Origin of the sequence: Nitrosospira sp. NRS527, assembly GCF_018406445.1 — a bacterium.
GTDB lineage: Bacteria > Pseudomonadota > Gammaproteobacteria > Burkholderiales > Nitrosomonadaceae > Nitrosospira > Nitrosospira briensis.
This window is the reverse complement of sequence record NZ_AP024515.1, coordinates 1,968,559-1,992,437: the sequence shown is the minus strand read 5'-3', so window position 1 is coordinate 1,992,437 and position 23,879 is coordinate 1,968,559. Positions and strand designations below refer to the sequence as shown.

Here is a 23,879-nt window from a genome sequence, read left to right as displayed (position 1 = left end):
ACGAGTTTTATCTGTTCGGTGGCATACAAAATACGATCCAAGCGATAATGAAGGGTTGGAGTATGGGCGTGACAGGAAGGGGTTGGCGTTTACGCAGAAGCGGTTGAGCGTGGCCGCCCAAGTCGATAAAGACACACTTCTATCAAACTTAGTAATCCAGCTTTTGAAGAGGCTTATCCTGTTAAATCGATGCTACTTACTACAAATAAAAAACCCGCTGTTTAGCGGGTTTCATTGTTCCAGGTAAGCAATGCTTACTCCCTAGGAATACTCCATCACATTCCTGAGCAGGGTCAGGCTTATTATGAACAGCCACGGTAGGGCAGATTAAATGCACCTCATCAGTATGCATCCTGATCTTACGAGCGCCCGCCATGCCGCTTCTGCTTCGGCGTTCGGCGGCTTCGAAGCTATCATTGACCAGATCGTCACTTCGATCTGTTGTCGATGTTAGCTTCGTTGCTTCCGCTTTTTCTACTGCGCTGCCGATCCTGCTACTTCATACGTCGCCGTAAGGAGACTTTAATCTATAACGTTCAAGGAACCCGATAGATGGATGTTCTTGGGATGGAGCTGGCACCAAATGGTAAACGCACCGCTCTTGTTCGCTACGAAAGAGACCTCTTTTGTTTCTCCCGCCTTGAGCACTTCTTGAACTCCATATTCGTCAATAGTAAATCCCTCGCTGATAGGGGATTTGTTCTCTACGGTAATCTTTACTTTAGTCCCTTTCTTCACAGTCAAGGTTTCAGGCTCATTGATAACGTTAAACGCGCGGATGTTCTTGACTGTCACACCTTCCACGTTGAGCTCAGGAATAGTAGTGTCATAAGCATTGATAACTACCTTGAATTTTTGTTCGGCTGCTTGCGCGGTTCCTACTAATAACAATCCCAAGGCAAGACTTGCAAACATCGTTATGGTTTTTTTCATAATTACTTTCCTTTACTATACGTTACGTTTAATGAAATAGCAGCCGCTCTTGTTTAACGGTACTTACAACTTGCCACGCCCTAATCAACAAGGGCAAGCATCTGGATAGTACTCATTAACCATGAGCGCTTTACTCATCGTTAGAATTGTAATTCTGCGTATGTTTTATCCTGAATTCGCCCGCGCGAATCCAGTTAATACTCTAATTGGGATAATCACGGATGTCAATCGCAAGCGTCCCTCAAGTCCAAGTTTAAGATAGGTTTTCTGGCCGATTAGATCAAGCCGTGGCATTCGAGCTTCCGGCTTCGCCATTGCTGCTTTCTGGTTGTATTCAGCCTATCATGGCACACTAAACCGTAATTTTGGGCATAGCCAATAATTACGGTAATATTGTCGATCAAAATCGGGTAGACCATGGCTGATAGCGGTTTGATAATCTTTAGCGTTATAGTCCTGACTGGATTGCTTTGTCTGGCTATATGGGTTCTCAGGAAAATAGCGCGCGGAGAAATCGACGTAAGCGTTAACACCGCACTGGTGGCATTGCTGGTGGTGGCATTGCTGGTGCCTTTGGGATTGAATTTTTCCGCTCATCTGATATTCGGCAAGATGAATCATTCAAGTATTGACGAAACCGCCGAACACCCGGAACACCCGGAACACCCGGAACAGTCAGAACACTCGGCATTCGAGACTGAACACCATTGAAGTTAACTGAGGACGTCAATCTGCATTGGCGAGGTCTAGAAACAATGGGAATTTAATATGCCTCGCGATACAAAGATTTGGCCACTGCTGACAGGCACGCATCGCTACAAGAAGACAATCTCGACACGCAACCGCGGCCATGGCAGATTTATCGATGCGCCGATTCTTGCCTATTTGATAGAAACGCCCAATGGACGCATCCTCTACGATGTCGGTTGCGACTATCGCAAGCTTGCTGACCCAGCACTTCGCGCAAAATATTTCGAGCCCATGCGTCATTCGTTCGAACCGCCTGCGATGGAGGAAGACCAACGTATCCCTCACTATCTGGCACGGTTGGGACTCGAGCCATCCGATATCGATGTCGTGTTTATCGGGCATTTACATTTCGACCACGCAGGTGGCCTGTGCGACCTGCCCGGCTGCGAGGTGCATGTTCAGGCTGAGGAGGTGGCGGCAGCGCGTACCGGGCAGGATGGCAGCGTGTTTACCGATGAGCTGGCGAGTGCGGGGCAATGGAAGGTAATGACAGGTGAGTATATGTTGACTCCCGGCGTCCAGGCGGTTGCCAGCCCTGGGCATACGGCCGGACATATGTCGCTATTCATCGAGCTGCAAAAAGGGCAGCCAGTCATTTTGTGTGGGGATGCAGCCGATCTGGTGGAAAACCTGGAGGAGGAGGTTGCGCCGGGGTACTGCTGGCAGGAACGAAGCACTGGCACTAGCGAGCATTCGTAAGCTAAAGGCGCTCGCCCGCACAGAAAACGCACAGCTTTGGCCTAACCACGATATGAATTTTTTCCTGGGCTTGCCGAGATTTCCGGCATGGAGAGAGTGAAGCACCGGGCTGCCAGCCTGGCATGTTTCATGGTGATTTCGTGGAGACCTGTAAAGGGATGAGCGTAAAGTTGTCAACTATTTTATGTGTAAAGTGTACTAAGATGGCGTATAGTGGTAAATGTGCTATAACACGTTTTTCGATTTCCTGACATAGACAGGGGGGGAAGGAGGTACAACCAAATGGTTAATAAAATGGGTGCACGCCAAAAGCAACTACTCAAGCTATTGCGTGGGAACAGAACCGGCATGAGTGTGGATGAGCTTTCGAAAGGGCTTGAAATTACCCGAAATGCCGTGCGACAGCACCTCGCGTCCCTGGAAGCGGCAGGATTAATTGCGGCAGGTGTCACGCGTCCATCTGGCGGAGGCCGTCCTCAGCAACTTTACGTACTCACCGAGCTCGGCCAGGAAAGTTTTCCCCGTCAATATTCGTGGCTTGCGCAACTGGTGGTGGCCTCGGTTCAGCGTGAAGAAGGCGCGGAAAACATGCGTAAGCGGCTGAACGGTATCGGTGCAGGCATAGCCCGGCAGATACGAAGCCAGTACCCGGAATTGACCACGCAACAGGAAAAGGTCCAAAAGCTCGCCGAGGTAATGGATCAGCTTGGTTACAATGCGAGAAATGCGACATTACCGGGTGGCGAGGCGGTTATTGAAGCCGATAACTGTGTCTTTCACCAAATGGCGGTAAAAGACCTGGAAATCTGCCATCTGGATAAGGGCCTGATGGAAACGTTTACCGATACCAAGGTCGAGCAACACGAATGCATGGCTCGTGGCGGAGATCTTTGTCGATTCAGGTTTTTGCCTAAAAAGGAGTAGTTTCTACTCCTTTTTTTTGCCTTTCTTTCCCTTCTGGCGCGGACCTAGTGCGTTATCCCCGCAAGCGGCAGCAATAAAGCAGACTCCACCAGCACATCGACACCCGTTTCGCCCATTATTGCTCGCGCGGGTATATTCTCTCCAGCGCGCCACCTTGCCACTGCTTTATGCTTCGATGCGCCGCTCACCAGAAAAATTATCTGACGCGAACGGCTTAGCCGCGCGGCGCTGAGCGATACGCGCTGAGGTGGTCGTTTGGGCGAATTGAAAATTGCCAGTGTATCGGGGGAATCCGAAGCGGTTCCCCATTCGTTACCGGGGAACAAGCTTGCAGTATGGCCATCTTCCCCGAGCCCAAGCAAGGTCAGATCGAACATGTCAACGCCCTGTAGGGTTTGTGCATATTCATTAGCTGCTTTATCCGCGCGAATCTCGCTCGGTATTGCATGTATCTGGTTTGGGGGAATAGACACATGATCGAGCCATGCTTCCCCAGCCATACGAAAATTCAACTCTTCCACCGTGGGTGGCATGCAGCGCTCATCGCCAAAATAGATGTGCCAGGCAGTCCAGTCCGTGGGAGCCGATCGCAGCCGCTGATAAATTCCGCGCGGTGATTCACCCCCAGCCAGCACGAGATTGAAACGTCCGCGTTCCTGTATCGCCATCGCCGCCCCGTCGAGAATGGCGCCCAGCGCTGCTTCCTGTAAAGCTGGCAGATCGGCGAATCCGTGCCAGCGGTATTTTTCCGAATTGACAATGCTCATGGCTGTAGTTACCTGTGCTGATTGGTCTTGTAAATAACTTAAACTGAACAGTAGAGCTGGCTATGCTAACACACTAATCCGGTCTGATTGCCATTCGACCGCTGCCCAGGAACAATACTGCGAGGCCAGAAAATAAATAAAAACCCTGCAATTCGAGCGCCCAGCCACCTGAAGTGGTCAACGTAAACAGCTGGCTGCGGTGTGCCAGAAAAAGTGCAAACACCATATTACCGAAAACGAGCAAGCCGCCAAGGCGGGAAAAAATTCCCAGGATTATCATTAATGGTGCGATAACCTCACCCAGATAAACGCCATAAGCCAATGCCTGAGGAAGACTATTGCTGCTGAGTTGCTTGCTGATGAAGTCGAGAGAACCTGGATTGAGTATTTTATATGCCCCATGGAACAGTATCAGCATTCCAACCGTAACACGGAGAATCAATTTACCGAGGTTATCATTGTGAAACGGATTGGACACTATCATGTCTCCGGTAATTTCAGGCTCGCCATTTCAATGGGCGGAATAGGGCAGGAGACAACCAATGCATTGCGCGTTACGCTAGCCGAACTTACTCGGCTTAACGGGAAAGGGAAAGCCTCAGTTATTCAGTTGAATTCGCTAGTGAGATTTATTTACGACGCTGAATCTCTGCACACTGGACGCGGTAGCGTGATTTTTTTCTTTAAATTTCAAGGCGATTTGTCGGTGAGTGGCAGCTTCCTTCGCATCCGCCTTCGCGGCTTGTTCATACTTGCGTACTAGCGCCGAGGTATGCGCTTGCAGATCCTGAGCTTTTTTCCCGTAGAGATAGCTTTTTTCCTCGTAATGCTCAAGCAACAGTTTCAGTTCCCTCATCTTTGCCTGTGCCTTCCTTGCCTCATCTTCGTAGTATTTGGCCACGATTTCATGTCGCTTCCTTGCCTCATCTTCATAGTATTTCGCTATGGCTTCGTGGTCGCTTCCGGCGGGGGGATCCTGCCCGGACGGGATTTCGGAATCATCGACGGTTGCTGTTACGGGCGAACTCAGTGAGGCCAGCAAGCCAAGCAGGGACAACGCGGCAAAAATATTTATCGTTTTCATTTCGATACGTTCGAATCCATTTTTTACGGACGTCAGAACTGAAGTTTCGACGAAATTTACGCCAGAATATTCCTTGACTCGAAGCCTACCTGATGGCTATGGCTTCGTCAACTTCGGTATGTTTAAAGCACCAGACTTTGCAGATATGCCGATGTTATGGACGGACCATAGGATGGAGTCCAAGAATTGAGCGCAGACTGAAGCAGATTAAGAGGGAAAACTCGGAGCTTATCGTAGCGGGAAGAGTCGTGGAGGGGTCGTGAGAAGGGTTTATGGGGCACCTTCGAGATTACGCTACGTACGGTAGCAAAGCTGCCCATGAAAATGAGAGAAAGTCAAAATATAATTTGAAGCTACAGTAATGCCATACGCTAAGTTTTAACACATTGCTTTACTGCTATTTTTTAGAAACAGTAGCCTGATGAAGCTCATGCACAATACTCAGTTTCTCCAATTGAGGTACAGAGTAACCGTTCTCTTCAGCGTTAGCTGCCATCTGCCGATGCAGGGCGGCTTCTTTTATATTGGTTTTTGCCTCTTTCTCATACTTACGCACTAACGCATAGGTGTGGGATTGCAGGTCCTGGGTCTGTCTACCGTATAGGTAGCTTTTGCTTTCATATTCTTCAAGTAATTGTTTTTGTTCCTGCGCTTTTGCCTGTATTTCTCGGGCTGAGTCTTCGTAATAGGCTGCCACAGCCTCGTGGTCGCTTCGAGTTGTGGCATTCTGGGCAGCGGCGGTGATATCAATATCCTCTATGGCGGATGCAGCGGGGCTCAACAAGGAAAAAAGGCTGAGTAGAGATAAAGTAGTAACGATTTGTTTCGCATTCATCATCACACCTCCTATTCTTCGCATTGCAAAGCGGGCGTTAATTTCTCATGCTCATGGTGTGAAGAATATGTGAAGGATAAATCTTTGTCAACTTATTTATGTTGAAAGTATCATTAGGATTGATCCCTGTCAACTTCAAGCATTGATAATGCGCAAGCGCTTTCGGGCCAGGGTCGCGCAGATGCCTAAGCCTGCCTATTCCTATAATTGAGAAGTAAGGCGGGCTCTGCCTGACGATCAAGAACGATGGCGGGCGGAGCCCGGCCTACTGGCGATCAGTGCAGCGTGAACCGGCGACGGCGAGCAAATAGCAGAGCGCATTCGCTATCCTGAAGACAACGGCTGATTGATTTTGGTAAAGCCAATATTAGGGGAGTGTCAATATCGCGAAGTAGGTCGGGCTGCGCCCGACGATCGTAAAAATGATGTCAGGCGCAGCCCGACCTACTTATGGGGATAGTGCAACGTAAGCCAACGAAGGAGAGCAAACAACAGGGCGCATTCGAGGATTGCGCAATTATTCCTTTTTTATATCATGTCCACCGAACTGGTTGCGCAACGCCGACAGCAATTTGTTGGAGAACGACTCGGGATCGCGCGACTGCAGCCGCTGCAATAACGCCAGCGTGATTATCGGTGCGGCGACATCGAGATCGATTGCCTCCGCGACGGTCCAGCGCCCCTCGCCGGAGTCAGGTACATAGGCGGCGATACCATCCAGATCGGGATTTTTTGCAAGCGCGGCAGCGGTGAGGTCGAGCAGCCATGACCGGACCACGCTGCCGTCGCGCCATATCTCCGCCACCTGGTGCAAGTCCAGGTTGAATTCGGTCTTGCGGCTCATAAGTGCAAACCCTTCACCATAGGCTTGCATCAGGCCATACTCGATGCCGTTGTGAATCATCTTGGTGAAGTGCCCGGCACCGCTGGGGCCCACGTGCCCCCAACCTTTATCAGGCGCTGGAGCAAGCGTCTCGAAAATAGGGCGCAACTGGGCGACGACCTCGTCATCGCCGCCTACCATGATGCTGTAGCCATTCTCCAGACCCCATACGCCGCCGCTGGTGCCGACATCCACATAGTGGATTCGGTTTGCCTTCAGCATCTGGGCACGGCGTTGCGTATCCTTGTAATTCGAATTGCCGCCATCGATAATGATGTCATCGGGTTCCAGCAGCGGTAACAGCTCGGCTATCGTTTCATCTACCGGCGCACCGGCGGGAATCATCAGCCATACGACGCGTGGCGACTTCAGTTTATCCACCAGGTCTTCGAGCGATGCTGCCGTCGTTATGCCTTTCTCCGCCAATCGGTTGCGAGTATCCGCGCTGCGGGCGAAACCGGCTACGCGATGACCATCCCGCAGTAGCCGTTGCGACATGGGGCCCCCCATGCGCCCCAATCCGATCATTCCAAGATCCATTGTTTCCGCCCAGTCTCAGTTATACAGGCCCGCCTACAGCGGTGGTTCAGGCTGCGTGATTACAGGCAGTGAGGATATCTTGCCATTTTTCCTTTATCGCGCCAAGCAACTTGTCATATGAAGCGGCGAAAGCGGCCACGCCGTCATTCTGAAGCTTTTCGGTAATGGCATCAAGATCGACTCCCAGATGCGCCAGCTGTGCGATATTCGCTTTCGCTTGCGCCATATCCTCTTGCAGCGTTGCATGCACGCGGCCATGATCGCAGAATGCCTGGAGAGTTTTGGGTGGTACGGTATTGACGGTATCGGGCCCGATCAGTTTTTCCAGGTAGAGTACATCTGAATAGGCCGGGTTCTTGGTTCCAGTGCTGCCCCACAATGGCCGCTGCACGCGTGCGCCTTTACCGCGCAGAGCGGCAAACGATTCACCATAAAATACTTCGCGAAAGCGCTGATAGGCAAGCTTGGCGTTGGCGATGGCGATCTTGCCGCGCAGATTGAGCGCCTCGGGCGTACCCATTTTTTCCAGCAGGGCATCGACCACGGTATCCACCCGGCTGACAAAAAAGGACGCGACCGAAACTGGCAAGGGCTTTGTTACGCCAGGGGATGCCGTCCGGCGCTCGAGCCCGGCAATATACGCTCGTGCCACCACTTCGTAATGCTTCAGCGAAAACATCAGGGTGACATTGACATTGATCCCTTCGCTGGTCAACTGCTCGATCGCGGGAATGCCCTCGGGCGTGGCGGGAATCTTGATCATCAGATTGGGCCGCTGCACGGCCTGCCACAGCCGCCGCGCTTCAGCGATGCTGCCAGCGGTATCGTGAGCGAGCTGCGGCGAGACTTCAAGGCTGACATAGCCGTCTCCGCCGTTCGTTTCGTTATACACGGGCCGCAGCACATCGGCCGCCATGCGGATATCTTCGATGGCTACCGCCTCAAACAGTGCTTTGTCGGTTTGTTTATCGTTGGCTTTGAGCAGTTTGCTCAGCGCATCATCGTAACTATTGCTGCGAGTAATGGCTTGCTCAAAAATGGTTGGATTGCTGGTCAGGCCGCGCAGCTTGTCTTCAGTTACAAGCCGTTGCAGTTCTCCGCTATTGATGAGGTCACGGCTGATCGAGTCCAGCCAAATAGATTGGCCGCATTGCAGTAACTGTTCAAGGGGTTTCATAGGATTTGTTCTCCTTTAGCGATGGCACTGTTGCAAATGGCTGCTGTGAACGATTCGCGCAACTTGCCTGCTTCACGCGACTGCTTCGGCGTTTCACAACGGCGTCGGATGGCTGTGCCTTATATCGCGGGAGATGTTTGTTTGCCCATCAGGGGAATAAAGCACAACAATAAGACAATGCAATCACGCGATCGTTCATCGCTTTGCCCGTTACTGCATGTCTTATCGCGTTTTTAGGCGGGGCGTGCGCGGAGCTTTCGCGACGAGCTTTCGTATGCCAGTCGTCTGCCCGGCCACATGCGTGTGAATGTATGCAAGATTTTCTCAGCGATCGCGCATGCAGGGTGTCAGCGCAGCAACGCGTAGTATGAGAGTTCCTTGATATTTGCAGGTTCTGCCCTGCCGATCATTTGCTGTCCGGCGCTAAAAGTGATTCTTCCAGTCTCGGATTGCAGCAAACACGCTGATACGATCGGTTAATGGTGTGCCGGCATAATTGCTGGCATTCCGGATAACTTCCGGTTCGTTGCAGCGCAGGAATGGATTGGTGGCTTTTTCCAATGCGATGGTGCAGGGGAGGGTCGGAAGATTTTGCTCACGTAATTTTACAACTGCTGCTTCGCGTTCGATCAACGCCTGGTTGCCTGGTTCGACCGCCCTGGCGAAGCGAATATTATTGAGTGTATATTCGTGACCGCAATAGATCAGTGTTTCTTTGGGCAAATCAGACAGTTTTTCCAGGGAATCGACCATTTGCCGGGCAGTGCCCTCGAATAAGCGTCCACAGCCGCAACCGAACAACGTGTCTCCACAAAACAGCAGGTTTGCGCCATAATACGCAATATGCCCGGCAGTATGACCGGGGATGTCCAGGACCTTGAGGCTGAGCGAGAATTCCGAAAGGTAGACGTTCCCCTCTTCCTTTTCTTTTTCGGTGTATTCTTTGAGGCGATGAGTCAGTGTGGGGATTGATTCCTTCTCGGGGCCGTAAACCGGCACCGTAAATTCCTGCAGCAACGCTGCGTTTCCTCCTGTATGGTCCTTGTGGTGGTGGGTATTGAGAATCGCGATGAGTTTCAGTTTTTCGCGCCTCAAGTAATCCAACACCGGGGAGGCATCGCCCGGATCGACCACGGCAGCGTGGCAATGGTCGCGAATGACCCAGATATAATTATCGGTGAATGCACGGATCGGAACGATATATGGCGTAGTCATGATAGTTCGGGCGGTTGAGCCAGGTATGGAAAATCGACAGCTCGGCGTCGCGTTCAAAGATAAGGTGATGGGCTAGCCTATAATCCTGCCGGTCTACCTGCGATAGAGTCCCTTATCGTTTAACTATTGAGCTTCGGCCGCCCCTGGACATTATTTATGCCTCTAAAAAATACACAGGAATGGTTTGAAACCTGCCTGGGCCAATATCTGTTGGAACGGGAGCAAAACTATTTCGACAAGGCCGTGGCAAATGTGTTCGGATACAATGCCATGCAAATCGGATTTCCGCAATATGACTTTTTGCGCACTAACCGTATACCATTTCAGTTTTGCGCGGCAACGGAAGGGGGCGCTGAAGTGCTGGCGGCGCCTGATTTTTTGCCGATTGAAACGAACAGCATCGATCTGGTAGTGATCCCCCATGTGCTCGAATTCAGCTCCAACCCCCATCAGATCTTGCGTGAGGTGCACCGGGTATTGATGCCTGAGGGGCAGGTTATTGTCTGTGGTTTCAATCCCCGCAGTCTGTGGGGCGTGCGCGGGCTCTTCGGGGCGCCGAAGGACGATTATTTCCCCTGGCGCGGCAATTTTATTGCGCTGCCACGGCTCAAGGATTGGTTGACACTGCTGGATTTTGAGATCACCGAAGACCGGCTATGCTGTTATGCGCCACCGTTCAGCCAGGAAAAATGGTTGACGCGTTTTTATTTCATGGAGGCTGCGGGTAGTCGCTGGTGGCGATTTTCCGGAGGCGTATATTTTCTGAACGCCGTCAAGCGCGTCCACGGTATGCGTGTCATCAAGCCCGAATGGAAAGAAGTCCGCGCAAGAAGAAGAAGCATGGCCCCGGTTGCGCAGAAGATCAAAGGCACTACAGGGAGCGAACCACGCAGGGCCGCGCGCAACAAGACATCAGTGCAAGGCAGGGAGTGAAGCCGGACCGCGCAGGTGTGGTCGACATATTTACCGATGGCGCCTGCAAGGGTAACCCGGGTGTCGGCGGTTGGGGTGCGTTGCTGCAATATAACGGACATAGGCGTGAGCTGTTCGGCGGTGAAAAACTGACGACCAACAACCGGATGGAACTGCTTGCTGTGATCCGCTCGCTGGAAGCACTGAAACAGAGATGTAACGTGCGTTTGCATACCGATTCCCAATATGTGCAGAAGGGCATCAGCGAATGGATACATTCCTGGAAAAAGCGCAATTGGCGTACCGCGGGCAAGAAACCGGTAAAAAATGACGATCTGTGGAAGGAGCTTGATCTACTCACACAACGCCATAACATCGAATGGTTATGGGTGCGCGGCCACTCCGGCCATGAAGGCAACGAACAGGCGGATCAGCTTGCCAACCGGGGGGTACAGTGTGTGCTTGAAAATCCGGTGGGTTCGCCCGGCGCTGCGGAGAAGTGCGAAGTTAACGGAAGCTTCGATGAATAGTTTGTTTTTAACGCTTTTTGCGGGAAAGGCACAGACTTAACCCTATGCGCCAGATTTTTATCGACACTGAAACCACTGGCCTGGAACCGAGACTCGGCCACCGTATTATTGAAATCGGGGCGTTGGAAATGCTGAGCCGGAGGCTGACGGGCCGCCGCTTCCACTATTACCTGAATCCCGAACGCGATAGCGAGCCGGGCGCCTTGCAGGTACACGGATTGACGACGGAATTTCTCCAGGACAAGCCGAAGTTTTGTGACGTAGTCCATGAGCTGCTCGAGTTTATCGATGGTGCAGAGTTGATCATGCACAACGCCTCTTTCGATGTCGCATTTATCGATCATGAGTTGGGGCTGGCCAAGTTGCAACCTCTGGGTAAATGTTGCCATTCGGTCACAGATACCTTGAAGATGGCCAAGGAGCTGTATCCCGGTAAAAGAAACAATCTGGATGCGCTATGCGAACGCTACGCCGTCGATAACACCAGACGCTCGTTGCATGGCGCACTGCTGGATGCGGAGCTGCTGGCAGAAGTCTACCTCGCCATGACACGTGGGCAAGACAGCCTGCTGATGGATCTGGAAGACCCCTCCGCGCTGGATTTTGCGATCAGTCTGAGTGAGCTTCAATTGACGGTGCTGCCACCTACCCCGGAAGAACTGGAAGCCCACGTACAGCAACTGGAAAGCATCGAGCGCGAAAGCAAAGGTAAATGCTTGTGGATGAAGCTGGAATCCACCGAACCGGCACAACCGTCCGCGGAATAGATAATCTATAAGTCGGCTAGCTTAGGTACTTAGAGTAGGATGGGTGAAGCGAAGCGCAACCCATCAAAAAGCAAGGACGCAGCTCAAGAAGCCGAGCTTAGGATAGGTTTCTTAAAAAAGCTCACGCTGGCCACCTGATTTACCGTTTTTTGCCTCCACCCTCATATTTTTTGCCCCTGAAGAGCCAATCTTGGCAGTAACCTCAGCCCGTGGCGCAACTGCCGAGACAACCGAAGGTTGACGAAAACGGGAGCTATCCAGCCCCTTGAAGCGGCCTGAACGAACACCCATGCCCAAGCGCGCAACCGTTTTTTCGAAGCGCTGGCGAATCACGTCAGCCCAGATGCCTTCCCCATGCATGCGCGTGCCAAAACTGGCGTCATAATCCTTCCCGCCGCGCATATCCCGCACCCGGTTCATCACGCGGACCGCCCGGTCGGGAAAGTGGACTTCAAGCCATTGCCGGAATAGCGGACTTACCTCCCACGGCAGGCGCAGCATGACATAACCCGCATTGATGGCGCCCGCTTCCGCTGCCGCAGCCAATATGCGCTCAAGATCAGGTTCGGTAACAAAGGGAATTATCGGCGCGACGCTGACCCCTACCGGAATCCCGGCATCGGTCAACGTGCGAATGGTACGCAAGCGACGTGCAGGAACCGCAGCGCGCGGTTCCAGTGTACGGGCAATAGTCGGGTCGAGCGTGGTGATGGTTACTGCCGCCATCGCTTGCCGGCGGGATGCCATATCCGCCAGTAAATCGATGTCGCGTTCAATCAATGACGATTTCGTGATCAGCGCCACCGGATGTTCACACTCATGCAGCACCTCCAGCACGCGCCTTGTCAGCCGCAGCTCGCGCTCGCAGGGCTGGTAGGCATCGGTATTGACGCCGAGCGCAATCGGTTCCGCTACGTAAGACACTTTAGCCAGTTCGCGCCTCAGCAACTCAGGCGCATTGACCTTGGCGAAGATCTTGCTCTCGAAATCCAGCCCGGGTGACAGGCCGAGATAGCTGTGCGTGGGCCGTGCGAAGCAATAGATACAGCCGTGCTCGCAGCCGCGATAAGGGTTCAGCGAGATGCTGAATAAAACATCCGGGGATTGATTGCGGCTCAGGATCGTTTTGGCTCGCTCTTCGATCACCTGAGTCTTCCAGGCTGGAGCGGGATCTGTCCCCGTATTGACATCGATGCCATCATCCGCCGGGCAATCCGGTCCAGCATCGGCTCCCGAGTACCCTCCAGCATCACCCTGAGACCAGCCATCATCAATAGCTTCGCGCGTCAGCAGCTCATAACGTCCCTGCAAATTAGAAACCGCGCCCCGGCCTTTTTTTGCTTTCAAGGGGGGTCGTATGAATAGCGGCTCATCCTCGGCAGAGGTATCGGAGTCGGACATTATGCAGTCCCATATTCTTGGTGTATGAAGGAAGGGGTAAAAGCACTATAAGCTGGCCATCAATGCTGATGGGTTAAATACGAGACAGGATACCTTTTGAAAGCGGGTCCTCCAGTCAGTTCACCTGCAATATCAATCACTGTACAATATTTTTTTCAGCAAGCAGATCGGATTTGCGGTAACAAAACCGGATGTGCGGTAACAAAACGATGTCGGGCGGAGCCCGACCTACCAGATGACCTGCCATCACAGTAGGGCGGGTTCTACCCGCCCGGCGACCCGCCACCACAGATGACCGTCATCACCGCCCAATCTAACCAACAAACAACCATGCCAAACTACCGTCGCCATCAAGAACCCGGAGGAAACTACTTCTTCACCGTGGTGGCCGCTGGCCGAGAACCCATATTTACTCAAGAGGTTGCACGCATTGCGCTGCATGCGGCAATACAAGCAGTGCGCAAGGAGCATCCATTTCACATTAAAGCGTGGGTATTGCTCCCCGACCATTTGCATTGCATTTGGAGCTTGCCCGAAGATGATGCTGATTATCCGTTACGATGGGCAAAGATAAAGCGAGCGACGCGGCACAATCTGGGCTTGATCCCTGAGACCAGATTCTGGCAACCCCGATATTGGGAGCACTTCATCCGCAATGACAACGACTTGACCCGCCACCTGAATTACATCCACTGGAACCCCGTAAAACACGGGCTCGCCAAGTGCGCCACAGACTGGCCTTATTCCACATTTCATCGTTTTGTGACAGCTGGTGTTTATCCACCAGATTGGGGTATTGCCGAGAGTGAAATTGACGGTAAACTATTCGGCGATTGAAGAATTTGACCATCCCGAATGAATACTTGACGGTAGGTCGGGCTCCGCCCGACGATCAAGAAACGATGTCGGGCGGAGCCCGACCTACCCGTTGATCCTCCGATACCAGTGAGCCCCATCGGCGGTGAATCCGCTATTTCGACATCATATTTAGCAGAGTAGGGCGGGTTCTACCCGCCGGATGGCTGCCAATCCAAAATGCCAAGCTACCGTCGCTATCAAGAACCGGGAGAACGCCATTCTTCCCCATGATAACCGCCGGGCACAAAACTATATTACTCAAGAGTGACGCACACCGCGCTGCCCGCTGCAACACAAGCAGCGCACGGAACACCCGTTTCACATCAATGCATGAAAAATTGTGGTTGAGCCCCCTTACTCCTTCGGTTTCTCGACTTCGCTGCCTAATAATATCGACTTCAGTCCGAGAAAACGCGTGGGCTCTTCCGGTATGGGTTCCGGGCTTATTCTCATCAGCTCTCCTTCCAGTTGGGTGACACGCCGCTCCAGTGCGGCTTTGTCATCTTCCAGTTTATTGACCCGGCGGCGTAGTTGCGAGCCTTTCCAGACATTCTTGATTATGCCCGGCCAGGATACCAATAGCGCAATAACGGCGCCGATGCCGATTGCCAGCAGCAATACCATGGCTAAAGAGCTATCGAAGGTCCATAAACCCAGGGTGACTGTCACCGATGTACTGTTCTGCAGAGCAAACGCCACAGCAGCGATGGCGGCGGCAATACCGACTATTAACAAAAGCTGCATGACTGTCTCCTTTGCTATTAATTTTTACGAAAGGAAGCACCTTTGCGGACAACATTAGTATGCACCCAGTCGTAAACGGCCGAAAGGGGTGATGGGATAAGGAATTCAACCACTAACAGCTCGGTGAAGTAATAACTGCTCAATAATTGATAGGCTTGTTACCTGATGAGCACACAAATGTCGAGGAGACAGGATTTCCGGATTTAAAGTAAAAAAATACCTCATGGATTCGCCGGAACGCGCTTGGCATTGCTCATTGCCTTGAGATAGGCAACGAGCTCTTCAGTGGCCGTTTCACGGTCGAGGATCGCGCTGGTAAGCCCCGGCATCGTTGTGTTGTACCGGATACTCCGTGGGCTCATAATCCAGCGCTTCAAATACTCGGGTTTGATATATTCAGCCACGCTTACCGGGTAATTGAGTTCCGGCGCTTTACCTCCGCCTTCACCATTAATGGTGTGGCATGCCATGCAGTGCTGGCGAAAATGCATGAATCCACGCTGCGCCGCTGCTGATGATCCTGGCGGCAGGGTCATATTTGGAAAAGGCGGCATGAATTTAAGCTCGATGCGCTTGATCTGGTAGGGCATGTCCGATGCGCCGGCATCGAGCAATTCTTTTGACTTGGTATTGTCCCAGACCAGGTAGAGCGGCCCGAGCCACACGATTTCGTTGTTTTGCAGCCTGTTAGCCAGCATAAACGGCGTGCCATCCTCATGCGCGAAGGCGAAATAGGCGTCATGTGCGAGTAACTTCATCACCCGAATGCTGGGCTGTACCCGTCAATGGACGTGAAGATGATCTCCCGCGCCTTTTCCCAACCCTTCCCGAATACCTTGTCAAATACAGGTCGAGCTGGCAAAGCGCGATAAATACGCTCCACATTTTCGTGCACCTCAAAAACCTTTATCGAAGCCACGGGCGCGATAGCGCGAAGCTCATCCAGGGACAGAGCCTTGACGGTTTGACCGTTGTCCTTGAACTCGATACTAATGGCGCTTTGTGCCGATGCGGGCGTAAGCGGGAACGCATGGACGCAAAAGCTGCCGAGCAAGAGCAGGAGATATTGCAGAATTCTTGAGACGCTCATACTCATGAGTGGACTTCTCCCATGACACGAATTCATTGTTTTACAATTATGTCTAGCGCCATTCTTGGTTTGACGGGTGCGCAGCTTGGGTGGGATGGGAGGAGCGTAGCGCAACCCATCAAAACTACGCAACACGACATATTAACCACAGCCGAATATCAGCGATGTTGCTTTGGTAGGGCATTAGCATAACCAAATGATGAGTTGCCTCACTTAGAATCGTGAGCCGCGACCTTCGTCATGCGCCGTGCGTTTTCGATTTTACCAGCTTAACCGCCAGCCAAGCACGTTGCGGAAGATTTGTTCAGAGATTCCCAATGACATATATCCATATGCTGCGTGAACTGATTTCCAGAGATATGAAAAGACTTGCTGGCAAGGTATATCACGCCAGAGGCACCGCTTATTTCGAGCAAGGTCTGGTGAAATTGATCGATGAGAATGACATTGACATCATCGCTTGCGTTGCAGGCACATATGATTATGAAGTCCGGTTATGGCAGGAAGACGATGAGCTGATGTACGAGTGCAGTTGCCCGGTGGGCAAGATGGCGATTTCTGCAAGCATTGCGTTGCAACCGGTCTTGCGCTGCTCGCAAAGCGCGTGGGGAAAGAAGCAGCACTCCGCCATGGATGACATTCGCAATTATCTGGAGACGCTGGAAGTGGACGCGTTAATGGGCATTATACGCACGCCTGCAAACATGACAAGCGCGTGCGCGAAAGGCTCCTGCTGGTAGCGCGGGGACGAGGAAATTCCAATTCGGCAGTCAAGGCATGGAAGAATGCGTTAAATCGCGCCACGGAAATCTTCACGAGGTGCGACACGGCATAGTAACGTATCGAACGTGCACGAACATAAAGGTTATAGGATTGCTGGATGACCCGCCGCCACGGTACTGGTGTAAAGTGCCTGGCCCTGTGGCTATATAGCAACCTGAAGCATTCAGGAAAACAAGAAAATCCTGATTTATCAAATCTCACTCATTCAATACAAAAAGGAGCCATCGATGCAAATCGAAGAGCAACACGATGCCGCATTAAAAAAAGTGGCTGAAATGGTAGGAGACACAAAATTTGCCATGCTGACCATCATGGAGAGAGACGGCACCTTGCGTAGTCGCCCAATGTCGACCATGCAACTCGATGCTGACGGCAACCTTTGGTTTTTTACGTCGCAGTCGTCACTAAAGTTTGTGGAAGGGCAGCGGCAGTGGCAAGTCAACCTTTGCTATGTCCGCACGGATAAGCAGGATTATCTTTCCATATCCGGCAGCGCGCAATTCGTACATGACAACGAGAAAATGAAAGACTTATGGACTCCAGAGATAAAGCCCTGGTTTCCAAACGGGCTGGACGATCCGGACTTGACCTTGCTCAAGGTCAGCATTGTGGAAGCGGAATATTGGGATGGACCCCCATAGTACGGTAGCGCGTACTATGGGGCTGGCCAAAGCTCTTATTACCGGAAATACCGACGTGCTTGGCGAAAGTCGTAAGATAGAATAGCCAAGGATGGGGCGGAAGGCAGCACAACTAATACAGGGCTCAGAGTTATTTTAGCCAGCGTGAAAACTGGCGCACACTACGCCAGCACGCGAGCCCTCCACCGCCTCCCCTAATAGTTCTACTTCAATGTCTTCCGGATCCGCCCAGGATTCGTCAATCCACTCCTCTTCGCCAGAGGGATGAGTAAGCTGTGCCGCTTCCTCGGATTCAGCAATGACAACAGCGGTATCGTAGGTGTTAAAACCCGTATTCTCATACTGAGAAATGAGATAAATGTTCATGCCAACTCCTCTTGCCTCGAAATCAACAGTGTATCAATTAAATTGCCAACAATATGCCGGGGAACCTGGACGCAGGGGACAAAATAGATGGGATTACGCGGGTTGCATGAAAATCTCAAGCGCGGGGTCTTGCCTGATCCAACCTATTACCCTCATAGGGGGCCCAAGACTTAAACATGCAAGGCTGTGTGGAATAATCAGATGGTGAAGGTACATCCCCACCTTAATGTCGATAGAAATTTCTACTCCCAAGTTTGATCAATGTTAACGACAACATGGCAAGACCTCCTGAACCCGGGAGGAGCGACTGATTTCTTTTCTCGCAGGGAATTCCCACCATTCGAACCAGAGGCAGCCCATGAGTACAGTCGCACTAATGCGCTGTGGCTCGCGGAGCTCAGCCGATTGATCTATCGACAAGATATCGAAGAAGTGAAATCGGCTCCGCAGCCGACCCGAGCTCGCTTTTTGGAAAAGGCGGGATTGAAACAGCGTGCCTTTTTTGCTTCACCGGAAATGGATACTCATGCAATGCTCGTTGAACCCATGGTTTCACCTTCCTATGCAATTCTGGTATTCAGAGGTACCGATAGCAACAGGGATTATGTTACCGACTTTGAATGTGGAATACTTCCATGGGACCGAAACGAAGTAGGGATTCACAAGGGTTTTAAAAAGGCGCTTGACTCGGTGTGGGATAAGATTGAGAAGGAGCTCTCTCCGCTTGTCTGCCCGATCTTCTATACCGGTCATAGTTTAGGCGGAGCGCTTGCCACCTTAGCGGCATCGCGACATAAACCACGGGCGGTTTATACATTTGGATCACCACGGGTGGGAAACGAAGCATTTGTTACGTCCCTGCAAACATTACCGATCCATCGCGTTGTTGACAATAAAGATGCAGCAGCGCTGCTTCCGCCTGAAGTATTGGGATTTCGCCATGTCGGTTTATTACAATTGCTTATGGAGCCACAAACCGAGGCCAAAGAAAACTCCTTTTTTGCACCGCTAAAGGTCTTTGAAGAACCTCCAAGGCCATTGGCAGATCATGCGCCGGTTAATTATGTCGACAGAATATGAATTTTCTCTGAAAAAACGTTCAGTAGTAGCACCTATTTTTGTAGTGTGTCGGTCAGTGTAAAGCCCGGTAATTGTTTATTTTTCATGGTTTCACCTAACTGGGGGAGTAAGCTTCTGCGAAGTTTCGTTCACCGCGAGTAGAGTCGTTGGGGAATGACTCAAGGTTTCATGCGCGGTTTGAATCCCAATATTTTCATAGCCGGCAATATGGACCGCCTTGAAGCTTCATAGTCAGCCCAAGGCCTATTCAATTTTGGTTTCCAATATCTTATTAAAGTCGTGCTCAGCCAATACCTGACGCTTGGCAAAATATTGTAGAGCATGGCATTGGATGCATGACGAAAAAATGACCTGGGGGAGTATTGTCTAGCCCCCGATGGGGTTCTTCGCAGAAGGGCTTCAGTTATTAAATTCTTGGACGTTACCCCCAGCTATATGACGCTCCTAGCCTTATTTGGACGAAAGAAAGCCACAAATACCACCGTTACGTCGTTTTATGGCTTTCTTTACTTTGGATTTCTTCGGACTATCTTTTGGTGGGCGGTACTGGGATCGAACCAGTGGCTTCCACCGTGTGAAGGTGGCACTCTACCGCTGAGTTAACCGCCCATTGGTTAGTCGACAGATAACCGGTTGGGGAGGTGCAATTAGAGCATGAACACGCGCTTTCGGTCAACGCGCTCGCGGGCGCTACAAGGCATGCAGTCTCACGTGATCGACGTAAGTCACGGCTGACTCGGTATTTCACGTAAAATGGCCGGCTTTCACCTCGTCAAAGTCTATCCCCACATGATCCGTACCCGTTTCGCTCCCAGTCCCACCGGTTATCTCCACATTGGCGGTGCACGCACCGCGCTGTTTTCCTGGGCTTATGCCCGCAGGCACGGCGGTAAATTCATTTTACGCATAGAAGATACCGATCTCGAACGCTCCACTGCACAATCCACTCAGGCGATACTTGACGGCATGGCCTGGCTGGGGCTCGATTATGACGAAGGGCCGTTTTACCAGATGCAGCGTTTGGCTCGCTATCATGAAGTGGCGGAGCAGTTGTTGCGGGCGGGGAAGGCATACCACTGCTATTGCAGCAGGGAGGAGCTGGATGCGATGCGCGAGCAGCAGCGTGCGGCGGGGATGAAACCCAGGTACGACGGACGCTGGCGCGATTCAAAGCAAACGCCGCCTGCCGGGGTGAAGCCGGTGGTGCGACTGAAAAATCCACTGGAAGGAGAGGTAACCTTCAATGACCTGGTTAAAGGTCAGATTACTGTTGCCAACAGCGAACTGGACGATCTGGTACTGCTGCGCGCCGACGGTGTGCCGACTTACAACTTTGGCGTGATGATCGACGATCTCGATATGAATATCACCCATGTGATCCGTGGCGATGATCACGTCAATAATACGCCGCGCCAGATCAATATCTTGAAAGCCTTGGGCGCGCCATTGCCGCAATATGCCCATATGCCGATGATACTGGGGTCGGACGGCGAGCGGTTGTCCAAACGCCATGGCGCGGTTTCAGTGATGCAGTACCGCGAAGATGGTTATCTGCCTGAGGCGTTGATAAATTATCTGGCGCGGCTGGGCTGGTCGCATGGTGACGAGGAAATATTCAGCCGCGAACAATTGGTCGAATGGTTCGATTTTTCGGCAATCAACCGTTCTCCGGCCAAATTCAATCCGGAAAAATTGCAGTGGCTCAACCAGCAATATCTCAAGACTGCCGACAATGCGCGGCTGGCGGAACTGGTTCGGCCTTTTCTTGAAGCGGATGGTTGCAACACCGCAGGGCAGGGTATGCCAAATCTCCCGAGCGTGGCGAATCTGCTCAAGGAACGGGTCAATACCGTGGCGGAGTTGGCCGATGCGGCAGTCTATTTCTTTCGCACGCTGGAACCTGCCGAGGAACTCAAGGCGCAACATTTTACCGCTGAGGTAAAACCGGTCATTCTCGACCTGAGGCAGAAACTGGCTGTTATCGAGTGGGAAAGCGATGCAATCAATGACGCTATCAAGACCGCCGCCAAGGGCCATGGCGTAAAAATGCCCAAGGTAGCCATGCCGCTGCGCGTAATGGTGGCAGGTGTCGCGCAGACGCCTTCAATAAACGCAGTGCTCGAAATACTCGGCAGGGAAGAAACGCTCAAGCGCATGGATAACCAGCTGGCAGGTTTTCCTGCCTGATCCGGCCCGAGCGGCAAAATGCAGTATATCGTTGATCTGCTTTGCACTATACTGCCGCTTTACATTGACTGGAATTGTGCGGCTCAGTATAATTCGCGTTCATTTTGTCGGGGGTATAGCTCAGCTGGGAGAGCGCTTGCATGGCATGCAAGAGGTCAGCGGTTCGATCCCGCTTACCTCCACCAGTTTCCGGCAATATCGCAAACTGACTGCAATTTGTTTAAAGTCCTTCAGTCCCCATCGTCTAGTGGCCTAGGACATCACCCTTTCACGGTGAGTACAGGGGTTCGAATCCCCTTGGGGACGCCAAAAATCATCTATTCGTAGCTTGTTTTTCAAGCGATACGATGTGACGCGCGCCGAGTCAGGCTGGATTCAGGTGGTCCAGATGATATTTCCGGCGCAAGCTACCACTACCACCGTAGAGCGCATAAAATAGAACAGCCTGATAATTGCCGGAGACTTTACCGGCACTCAGCCGTTTATTGGCGCTATCCCTACGCTTGGTCCTATTTCGCTTGCCCAGTAGACTTTTGATTCTGGAAATCCGGTAAGTTTGGCTTCAAAGTAATACGGATCCATCGAGTCCTCTGAACAGCTTACGACAAGACCGGGTTTACGTTCGATATCGCCTTCTTTAGTCCGTACATAGGTGATACATTTTGTGGCCATTTTGCTTGGCTCCTGTAAATGGTCAAAGTGGGTGCATTCAAGTTTTCCTTTTGTACTACTGGTTTTCTCGCTGGTTGAACGAGCATCCGGCGACAACGATTTCCCGTTGTGGTCAACAAAACGCTTCAGAGGACGGATGAGACCACTCACACCGGCTTGACCTCATCCTTTTGTCGCAACCAATACCGGATGGACTTGCTACGGTTTGGTCACACACATCCCCTTGCAGTCAAGACCATCTCTGGTGGGATCGCAGTTGTCGGCGGGGTCATCTATGCAAACCATGCCGCCGATGCAGTTAATCCGGCTGGGTCCACCGCAAGGCTGTTTGAATTTGCTCTTTTCCCCGGAACCGGCCACGCATTTTCCGGGACACTCAAGGCCGTCTCTGGTGGGGTCGCACTTATCCGCGGGATCATCAACACACGACAGGCCCTGCGGGCATTGGATTACGCTGGGTCCACCACAAGGTAAATGTTTTTTTTCGCCGGTGGCAGATTTTCCGTGCGGAGCCGAAGTGCCCGGTCCAGATGCTCCATCCTGTGCATGAACAGCGCCACCTACACCAATAGTCAAGCCAACAGTCAAGCCAAGCGCCGCTATAAATCTGGCAGTTAAATTAAATATCCGATAACGTTTCATGGTAGCTCCATTCAAGTAAGAGAATAATAGCATCAGCTAGAAATCTCCCTCTTTCTGCTAAAACCGCTGTCTGTTATTTTTTATCCGGGTATCGAAAACAAGATAGAAATTCACACTAATTTTGCGAATATGGAGCTGCCCGGTTCTGTGCGGTGCCGCACTTTTTGCAGAGGTAATTTGCACAGACACATCGGTAAATGAATGGCGACGCGGAAAGCATTTGTGGCGAAATGCCAGGCCAGTATTAGACACAGGATAAGCAAGTGATGGGTATCGAAGGACCGCGGGGCGTTCTCATGTGTGCCAAGTTGTGTAAGATATCGGTCGATTGATACGATTGATCGTCCAAGCACCGGCATAGAGACGCCCGAGCACCGGCATAGCATCAGCATAACTCTCCTGGGCCGCAATTTTTAAAACCCGGGAATTTACCGATACCTGCCTGGTCAGTGTACATTTGCGTAGCGCAGCAAGAAGCGCTGAAGCGCCGACCTGTAAACCAGTAAAGATATTATTATGTTCAATACGTACGTGCATGAGTGACGGTTGGAGCCACGAAGAACTGACGGCGTCAGTTGAATGCTATGTCGAAATGCAGCGCAAGGAGCGTGCAGGCCAGCCTATCGCAAAGAAACAGTACTATAGGAAGCTGGCGCAGAGGTTCGGCCGTAGTGAAAAAGCATTCGAACACCGGATGCAAAACATTTCATACATCCTCTCGCTCATGGGGCGCAGCTGGTTGACCGGCCTCAAGCCTGCAAAAAATGTCGATGCTGACGTTGCGGACCGGATCGAAAAATTATTTACCCAACTCGACGGTCAAAAGTTGGTGGCCGTCGCTGCCTTCGAGATCACTGTGCGAGAAGGAGTCCGGCAAAAAAATTTCTCCAAGCCGAATGGTAATCCCAGCCCGAAGGCCAGACGTATCGCGATCACGCAATTTCAGCGGGATACCGCAGTCAAGGCCTGGGTTTTACGGCAAGCAGGGGAAATTTGCGAATGCTGCGAGCAACCTGCTCCGTTTAATGGTGCCGACGGTTTGCCTTACCTGGAATTGCATTATGTTCGGCAACTGGCGGAGGGTGGAGCGGATACGGTATCGAATGCGGTTGCGCTCTGTCCCAATTGTCATCGTGAAATACATCACGGCGCAAACGCTCAGGCACTCACGGCGTGGCTGTACGATAACGTCGCCAGGCTGTTGCGAGACTAGGCCGGTAAAGAGGAGTAATTCGTGTTTTTGCCGTGCCGCAAAAATGTTTGCTGAATAATATTAATACAACATATCAATATATGATAGATGAATGCACCGGCATGGCTGATGCAGGGCGGATGGATTGGAGCGCATCCCATCAAGATGCTGGGCAGCACCAGAAGAAATATAGGTACGATTATTTAC

27 protein-coding genes and 3 tRNA genes are annotated in these 23,879 nt (G+C 51.8%); 14 read left to right on the top strand and 16 right to left on the bottom strand.

Going from position 1 to position 23,879, the window contains the following annotated elements; translation table 11 throughout:
- Positions 1-522: 522 nt before the first annotated feature.
- Positions 523-933: a nitrosocyanin gene (locus tag KJS40_RS08940; RefSeq protein ID WP_025040145.1), complete on the bottom strand. Its 411-nt coding sequence runs from the start codon at positions 931-933 to the stop codon at positions 523-525.
- Positions 934-1,350: 417 nt separating this feature from the next.
- Between KJS40_RS08940 and KJS40_RS08935 the strand changes: the two genes are divergently transcribed.
- From KJS40_RS08935 to KJS40_RS08925, 3 genes are all read left to right on the top strand, one after another.
- Positions 1,351-1,644 (top strand): hypothetical protein, encoded by a 294-nt coding sequence (locus KJS40_RS08935; RefSeq protein ID WP_213537188.1) that lies wholly within the window; start codon positions 1,351-1,353, stop codon positions 1,642-1,644.
- A gap of 57 nt (positions 1,645-1,701) precedes the next feature.
- Entirely contained in the window at positions 1,702-2,382 is a 681-nt protein-coding gene (locus tag KJS40_RS08930; RefSeq protein WP_213537187.1) for an N-acyl homoserine lactonase family protein, read from the top strand.
- Between the two features lie 282 nt (positions 2,383-2,664).
- Positions 2,665-3,306, top strand: a complete 642-nt coding sequence (locus tag KJS40_RS08925) for an HTH domain-containing protein (RefSeq protein ID WP_213537186.1) — start codon at positions 2,665-2,667, stop codon at positions 3,304-3,306.
- Positions 3,307-3,350: 44 nt separating this feature from the next.
- On the opposite strand, the gene pgl is transcribed toward KJS40_RS08925, so the two are convergent.
- The 7 genes from pgl to gloB form a co-directional block, all read right to left on the bottom strand.
- Positions 3,351-4,073, bottom strand: coding sequence for a 6-phosphogluconolactonase (gene pgl / locus KJS40_RS08920; RefSeq protein ID WP_213537185.1), 723 nt, complete (start codon positions 4,071-4,073; stop codon positions 3,351-3,353).
- Positions 4,074-4,146: 73 nt separating this feature from the next.
- Positions 4,147-4,557, bottom strand: coding sequence for a DoxX family protein (locus tag KJS40_RS08915; RefSeq protein WP_244859516.1), 411 nt, complete (start codon positions 4,555-4,557; stop codon positions 4,147-4,149).
- Positions 4,558-4,692: 135 nt separating this feature from the next.
- Positions 4,693-5,157: a hypothetical protein gene (locus KJS40_RS08910; protein ID WP_213537183.1), complete on the bottom strand. Its 465-nt coding sequence runs from the start codon at positions 5,155-5,157 to the stop codon at positions 4,693-4,695.
- A gap of 397 nt (positions 5,158-5,554) precedes the next feature.
- On the bottom strand, positions 5,555-5,995 hold the full coding sequence (locus KJS40_RS08905) for a hypothetical protein (RefSeq protein WP_213537182.1): 441 nt from the start codon (positions 5,993-5,995) through the stop codon (positions 5,555-5,557).
- A gap of 514 nt (positions 5,996-6,509) precedes the next feature.
- Positions 6,510-7,415 carry a phosphogluconate dehydrogenase (NAD(+)-dependent, decarboxylating) gene (gene gnd, locus KJS40_RS08900; protein WP_213537181.1) on the bottom strand — a complete coding sequence of 302 codons (906 nt, stop codon included), beginning with the start codon at positions 7,413-7,415 and terminating at the stop codon, positions 6,510-6,512.
- Positions 7,416-7,461: 46 nt separating this feature from the next.
- Entirely contained in the window at positions 7,462-8,592 is a 1,131-nt protein-coding gene (gene tal / locus KJS40_RS08895) for a transaldolase (protein WP_213537180.1), read from the bottom strand.
- 423 nt (positions 8,593-9,015) lie between these two features.
- Entirely contained in the window at positions 9,016-9,807 is a 792-nt protein-coding gene (gene gloB, locus KJS40_RS08890; protein ID WP_213537179.1) for a hydroxyacylglutathione hydrolase, read from the bottom strand.
- A gap of 156 nt (positions 9,808-9,963) precedes the next feature.
- Between gloB and KJS40_RS08885 the strand changes: the two genes are divergently transcribed.
- Genes KJS40_RS08885 through dnaQ form a run of 3 tightly spaced genes read left to right on the top strand, consistent with a single transcriptional unit; the run spans position 9,964 to position 12,016 of the window.
- Positions 9,964-10,740: a class I SAM-dependent methyltransferase gene (locus KJS40_RS08885; RefSeq protein ID WP_213537178.1), complete on the top strand. Its 777-nt coding sequence runs from the start codon at positions 9,964-9,966 to the stop codon at positions 10,738-10,740.
- Entirely contained in the window at positions 10,737-11,249 is a 513-nt protein-coding gene (gene rnhA / locus KJS40_RS08880; RefSeq protein WP_213539875.1) for a ribonuclease HI, read from the top strand. Before KJS40_RS08885 ends, rnhA begins: the two co-directional genes overlap by 4 nt.
- A gap of 44 nt (positions 11,250-11,293) precedes the next feature.
- Complete coding sequence (gene dnaQ / locus KJS40_RS08875; RefSeq protein ID WP_213537177.1) at positions 11,294-12,016, top strand: DNA polymerase III subunit epsilon; 723 nt, start codon at positions 11,294-11,296, stop codon at positions 12,014-12,016.
- 111 nt (positions 12,017-12,127) lie between these two features.
- Here dnaQ and KJS40_RS08870 read toward each other — a convergent pair whose 3' ends face one another.
- A complete protein-coding gene (locus KJS40_RS08870) occupies positions 12,128-13,417 on the bottom strand; it encodes a PA0069 family radical SAM protein (RefSeq protein WP_213537176.1) in 1,290 nt (429 codons plus the stop codon).
- A 291-nt stretch (positions 13,418-13,708) separates the two neighbouring features.
- On the opposite strand from KJS40_RS08870, the gene KJS40_RS08865 reads away from it, so the two are divergent.
- Positions 13,709-14,254 carry a transposase gene (locus KJS40_RS08865; protein WP_244859515.1) on the top strand — a complete coding sequence of 182 codons (546 nt, stop codon included), beginning with the start codon at positions 13,709-13,711 and terminating at the stop codon, positions 14,252-14,254.
- 375 nt (positions 14,255-14,629) lie between these two features.
- Here the strand turns inward: KJS40_RS08865 and KJS40_RS08860 are convergent, their stop codons facing one another.
- The 3 genes from KJS40_RS08860 to KJS40_RS15320 form a co-directional block, all read right to left on the bottom strand.
- Positions 14,630-15,019, bottom strand: a complete 390-nt coding sequence (locus tag KJS40_RS08860) for a LapA family protein (RefSeq protein WP_025040127.1) — start codon at positions 15,017-15,019, stop codon at positions 14,630-14,632.
- A 221-nt stretch (positions 15,020-15,240) separates the two neighbouring features.
- Positions 15,241-15,777 (bottom strand): c-type cytochrome, encoded by a 537-nt coding sequence (locus KJS40_RS15325; RefSeq protein ID WP_244859514.1) that lies wholly within the window; start codon positions 15,775-15,777, stop codon positions 15,241-15,243.
- On the bottom strand, positions 15,777-16,115 hold the full coding sequence (locus tag KJS40_RS15320; RefSeq protein WP_244859513.1) for a hypothetical protein: 339 nt from the start codon (positions 16,113-16,115) through the stop codon (positions 15,777-15,779). Before KJS40_RS15320 ends, KJS40_RS15325 begins: the two co-directional genes overlap by 1 nt.
- Positions 16,116-16,426: 311 nt before the next feature.
- Between KJS40_RS15320 and KJS40_RS08850 the strand changes: the two genes are divergently transcribed.
- Both KJS40_RS08850 and KJS40_RS08845 read left to right on the top strand, forming a co-directional pair.
- Positions 16,427-16,849: a hypothetical protein gene (locus tag KJS40_RS08850; RefSeq protein ID WP_213537175.1), complete on the top strand. Its 423-nt coding sequence runs from the start codon at positions 16,427-16,429 to the stop codon at positions 16,847-16,849.
- Positions 16,850-17,119: 270 nt separating this feature from the next.
- Positions 17,120-17,533 carry a pyridoxamine 5'-phosphate oxidase family protein gene (locus tag KJS40_RS08845; RefSeq protein ID WP_213537174.1) on the top strand — a complete coding sequence of 138 codons (414 nt, stop codon included), beginning with the start codon at positions 17,120-17,122 and terminating at the stop codon, positions 17,531-17,533.
- A 135-nt stretch (positions 17,534-17,668) separates the two neighbouring features.
- On the opposite strand, the gene KJS40_RS08840 is transcribed toward KJS40_RS08845, so the two are convergent.
- Positions 17,669-17,899 carry a hypothetical protein gene (locus KJS40_RS08840; RefSeq protein ID WP_025040124.1) on the bottom strand — a complete coding sequence of 77 codons (231 nt, stop codon included), beginning with the start codon at positions 17,897-17,899 and terminating at the stop codon, positions 17,669-17,671.
- A 261-nt stretch (positions 17,900-18,160) separates the two neighbouring features.
- On the opposite strand from KJS40_RS08840, the gene KJS40_RS08835 reads away from it, so the two are divergent.
- The gene (locus KJS40_RS08835) at positions 18,161-18,979 is read left to right on the top strand and encodes a lipase family protein (RefSeq protein WP_213537173.1); all 819 of its coding nucleotides are present in this window, start codon (positions 18,161-18,163) and stop codon (positions 18,977-18,979) included.
- Between the two features lie 534 nt (positions 18,980-19,513).
- Here KJS40_RS08835 and KJS40_RS08830 read toward each other — a convergent pair.
- Positions 19,514-19,588 (bottom strand) — tRNA-Val (locus tag KJS40_RS08830).
- A gap of 180 nt (positions 19,589-19,768) precedes the next feature.
- Here KJS40_RS08830 and gltX point away from each other — a divergent pair.
- From gltX to KJS40_RS08815, 3 genes are all read left to right on the top strand, one after another.
- Positions 19,769-21,166 (top strand): glutamate--tRNA ligase, encoded by a 1,398-nt coding sequence (gene gltX / locus KJS40_RS08825; protein ID WP_213539786.1) that lies wholly within the window; start codon positions 19,769-19,771, stop codon positions 21,164-21,166.
- 109 nt (positions 21,167-21,275) lie between these two features.
- Positions 21,276-21,351, top strand: a tRNA-Ala gene (locus tag KJS40_RS08820).
- Between the two features lie 48 nt (positions 21,352-21,399).
- Positions 21,400-21,475, top strand: a tRNA-Glu gene (locus KJS40_RS08815).
- 165 nt (positions 21,476-21,640) lie between these two features.
- Here the strand turns inward: KJS40_RS08815 and KJS40_RS08810 are convergent.
- Complete coding sequence (locus KJS40_RS08810; RefSeq protein WP_213537172.1) at positions 21,641-21,838, bottom strand: hypothetical protein; 198 nt, start codon at positions 21,836-21,838, stop codon at positions 21,641-21,643.
- Positions 21,839-22,036: 198 nt separating this feature from the next.
- A complete protein-coding gene (locus KJS40_RS08805) occupies positions 22,037-22,480 on the bottom strand; it encodes a hypothetical protein (protein WP_213537171.1) in 444 nt (147 codons plus the stop codon).
- Positions 22,481-23,015: 535 nt separating this feature from the next.
- On the opposite strand from KJS40_RS08805, the gene KJS40_RS08800 reads away from it, so the two are divergent.
- Entirely contained in the window at positions 23,016-23,693 is a 678-nt protein-coding gene (locus KJS40_RS08800; RefSeq protein WP_213537170.1) for an HNH endonuclease, read from the top strand.
- Positions 23,694-23,879: the final 186 nt, after the last annotated feature.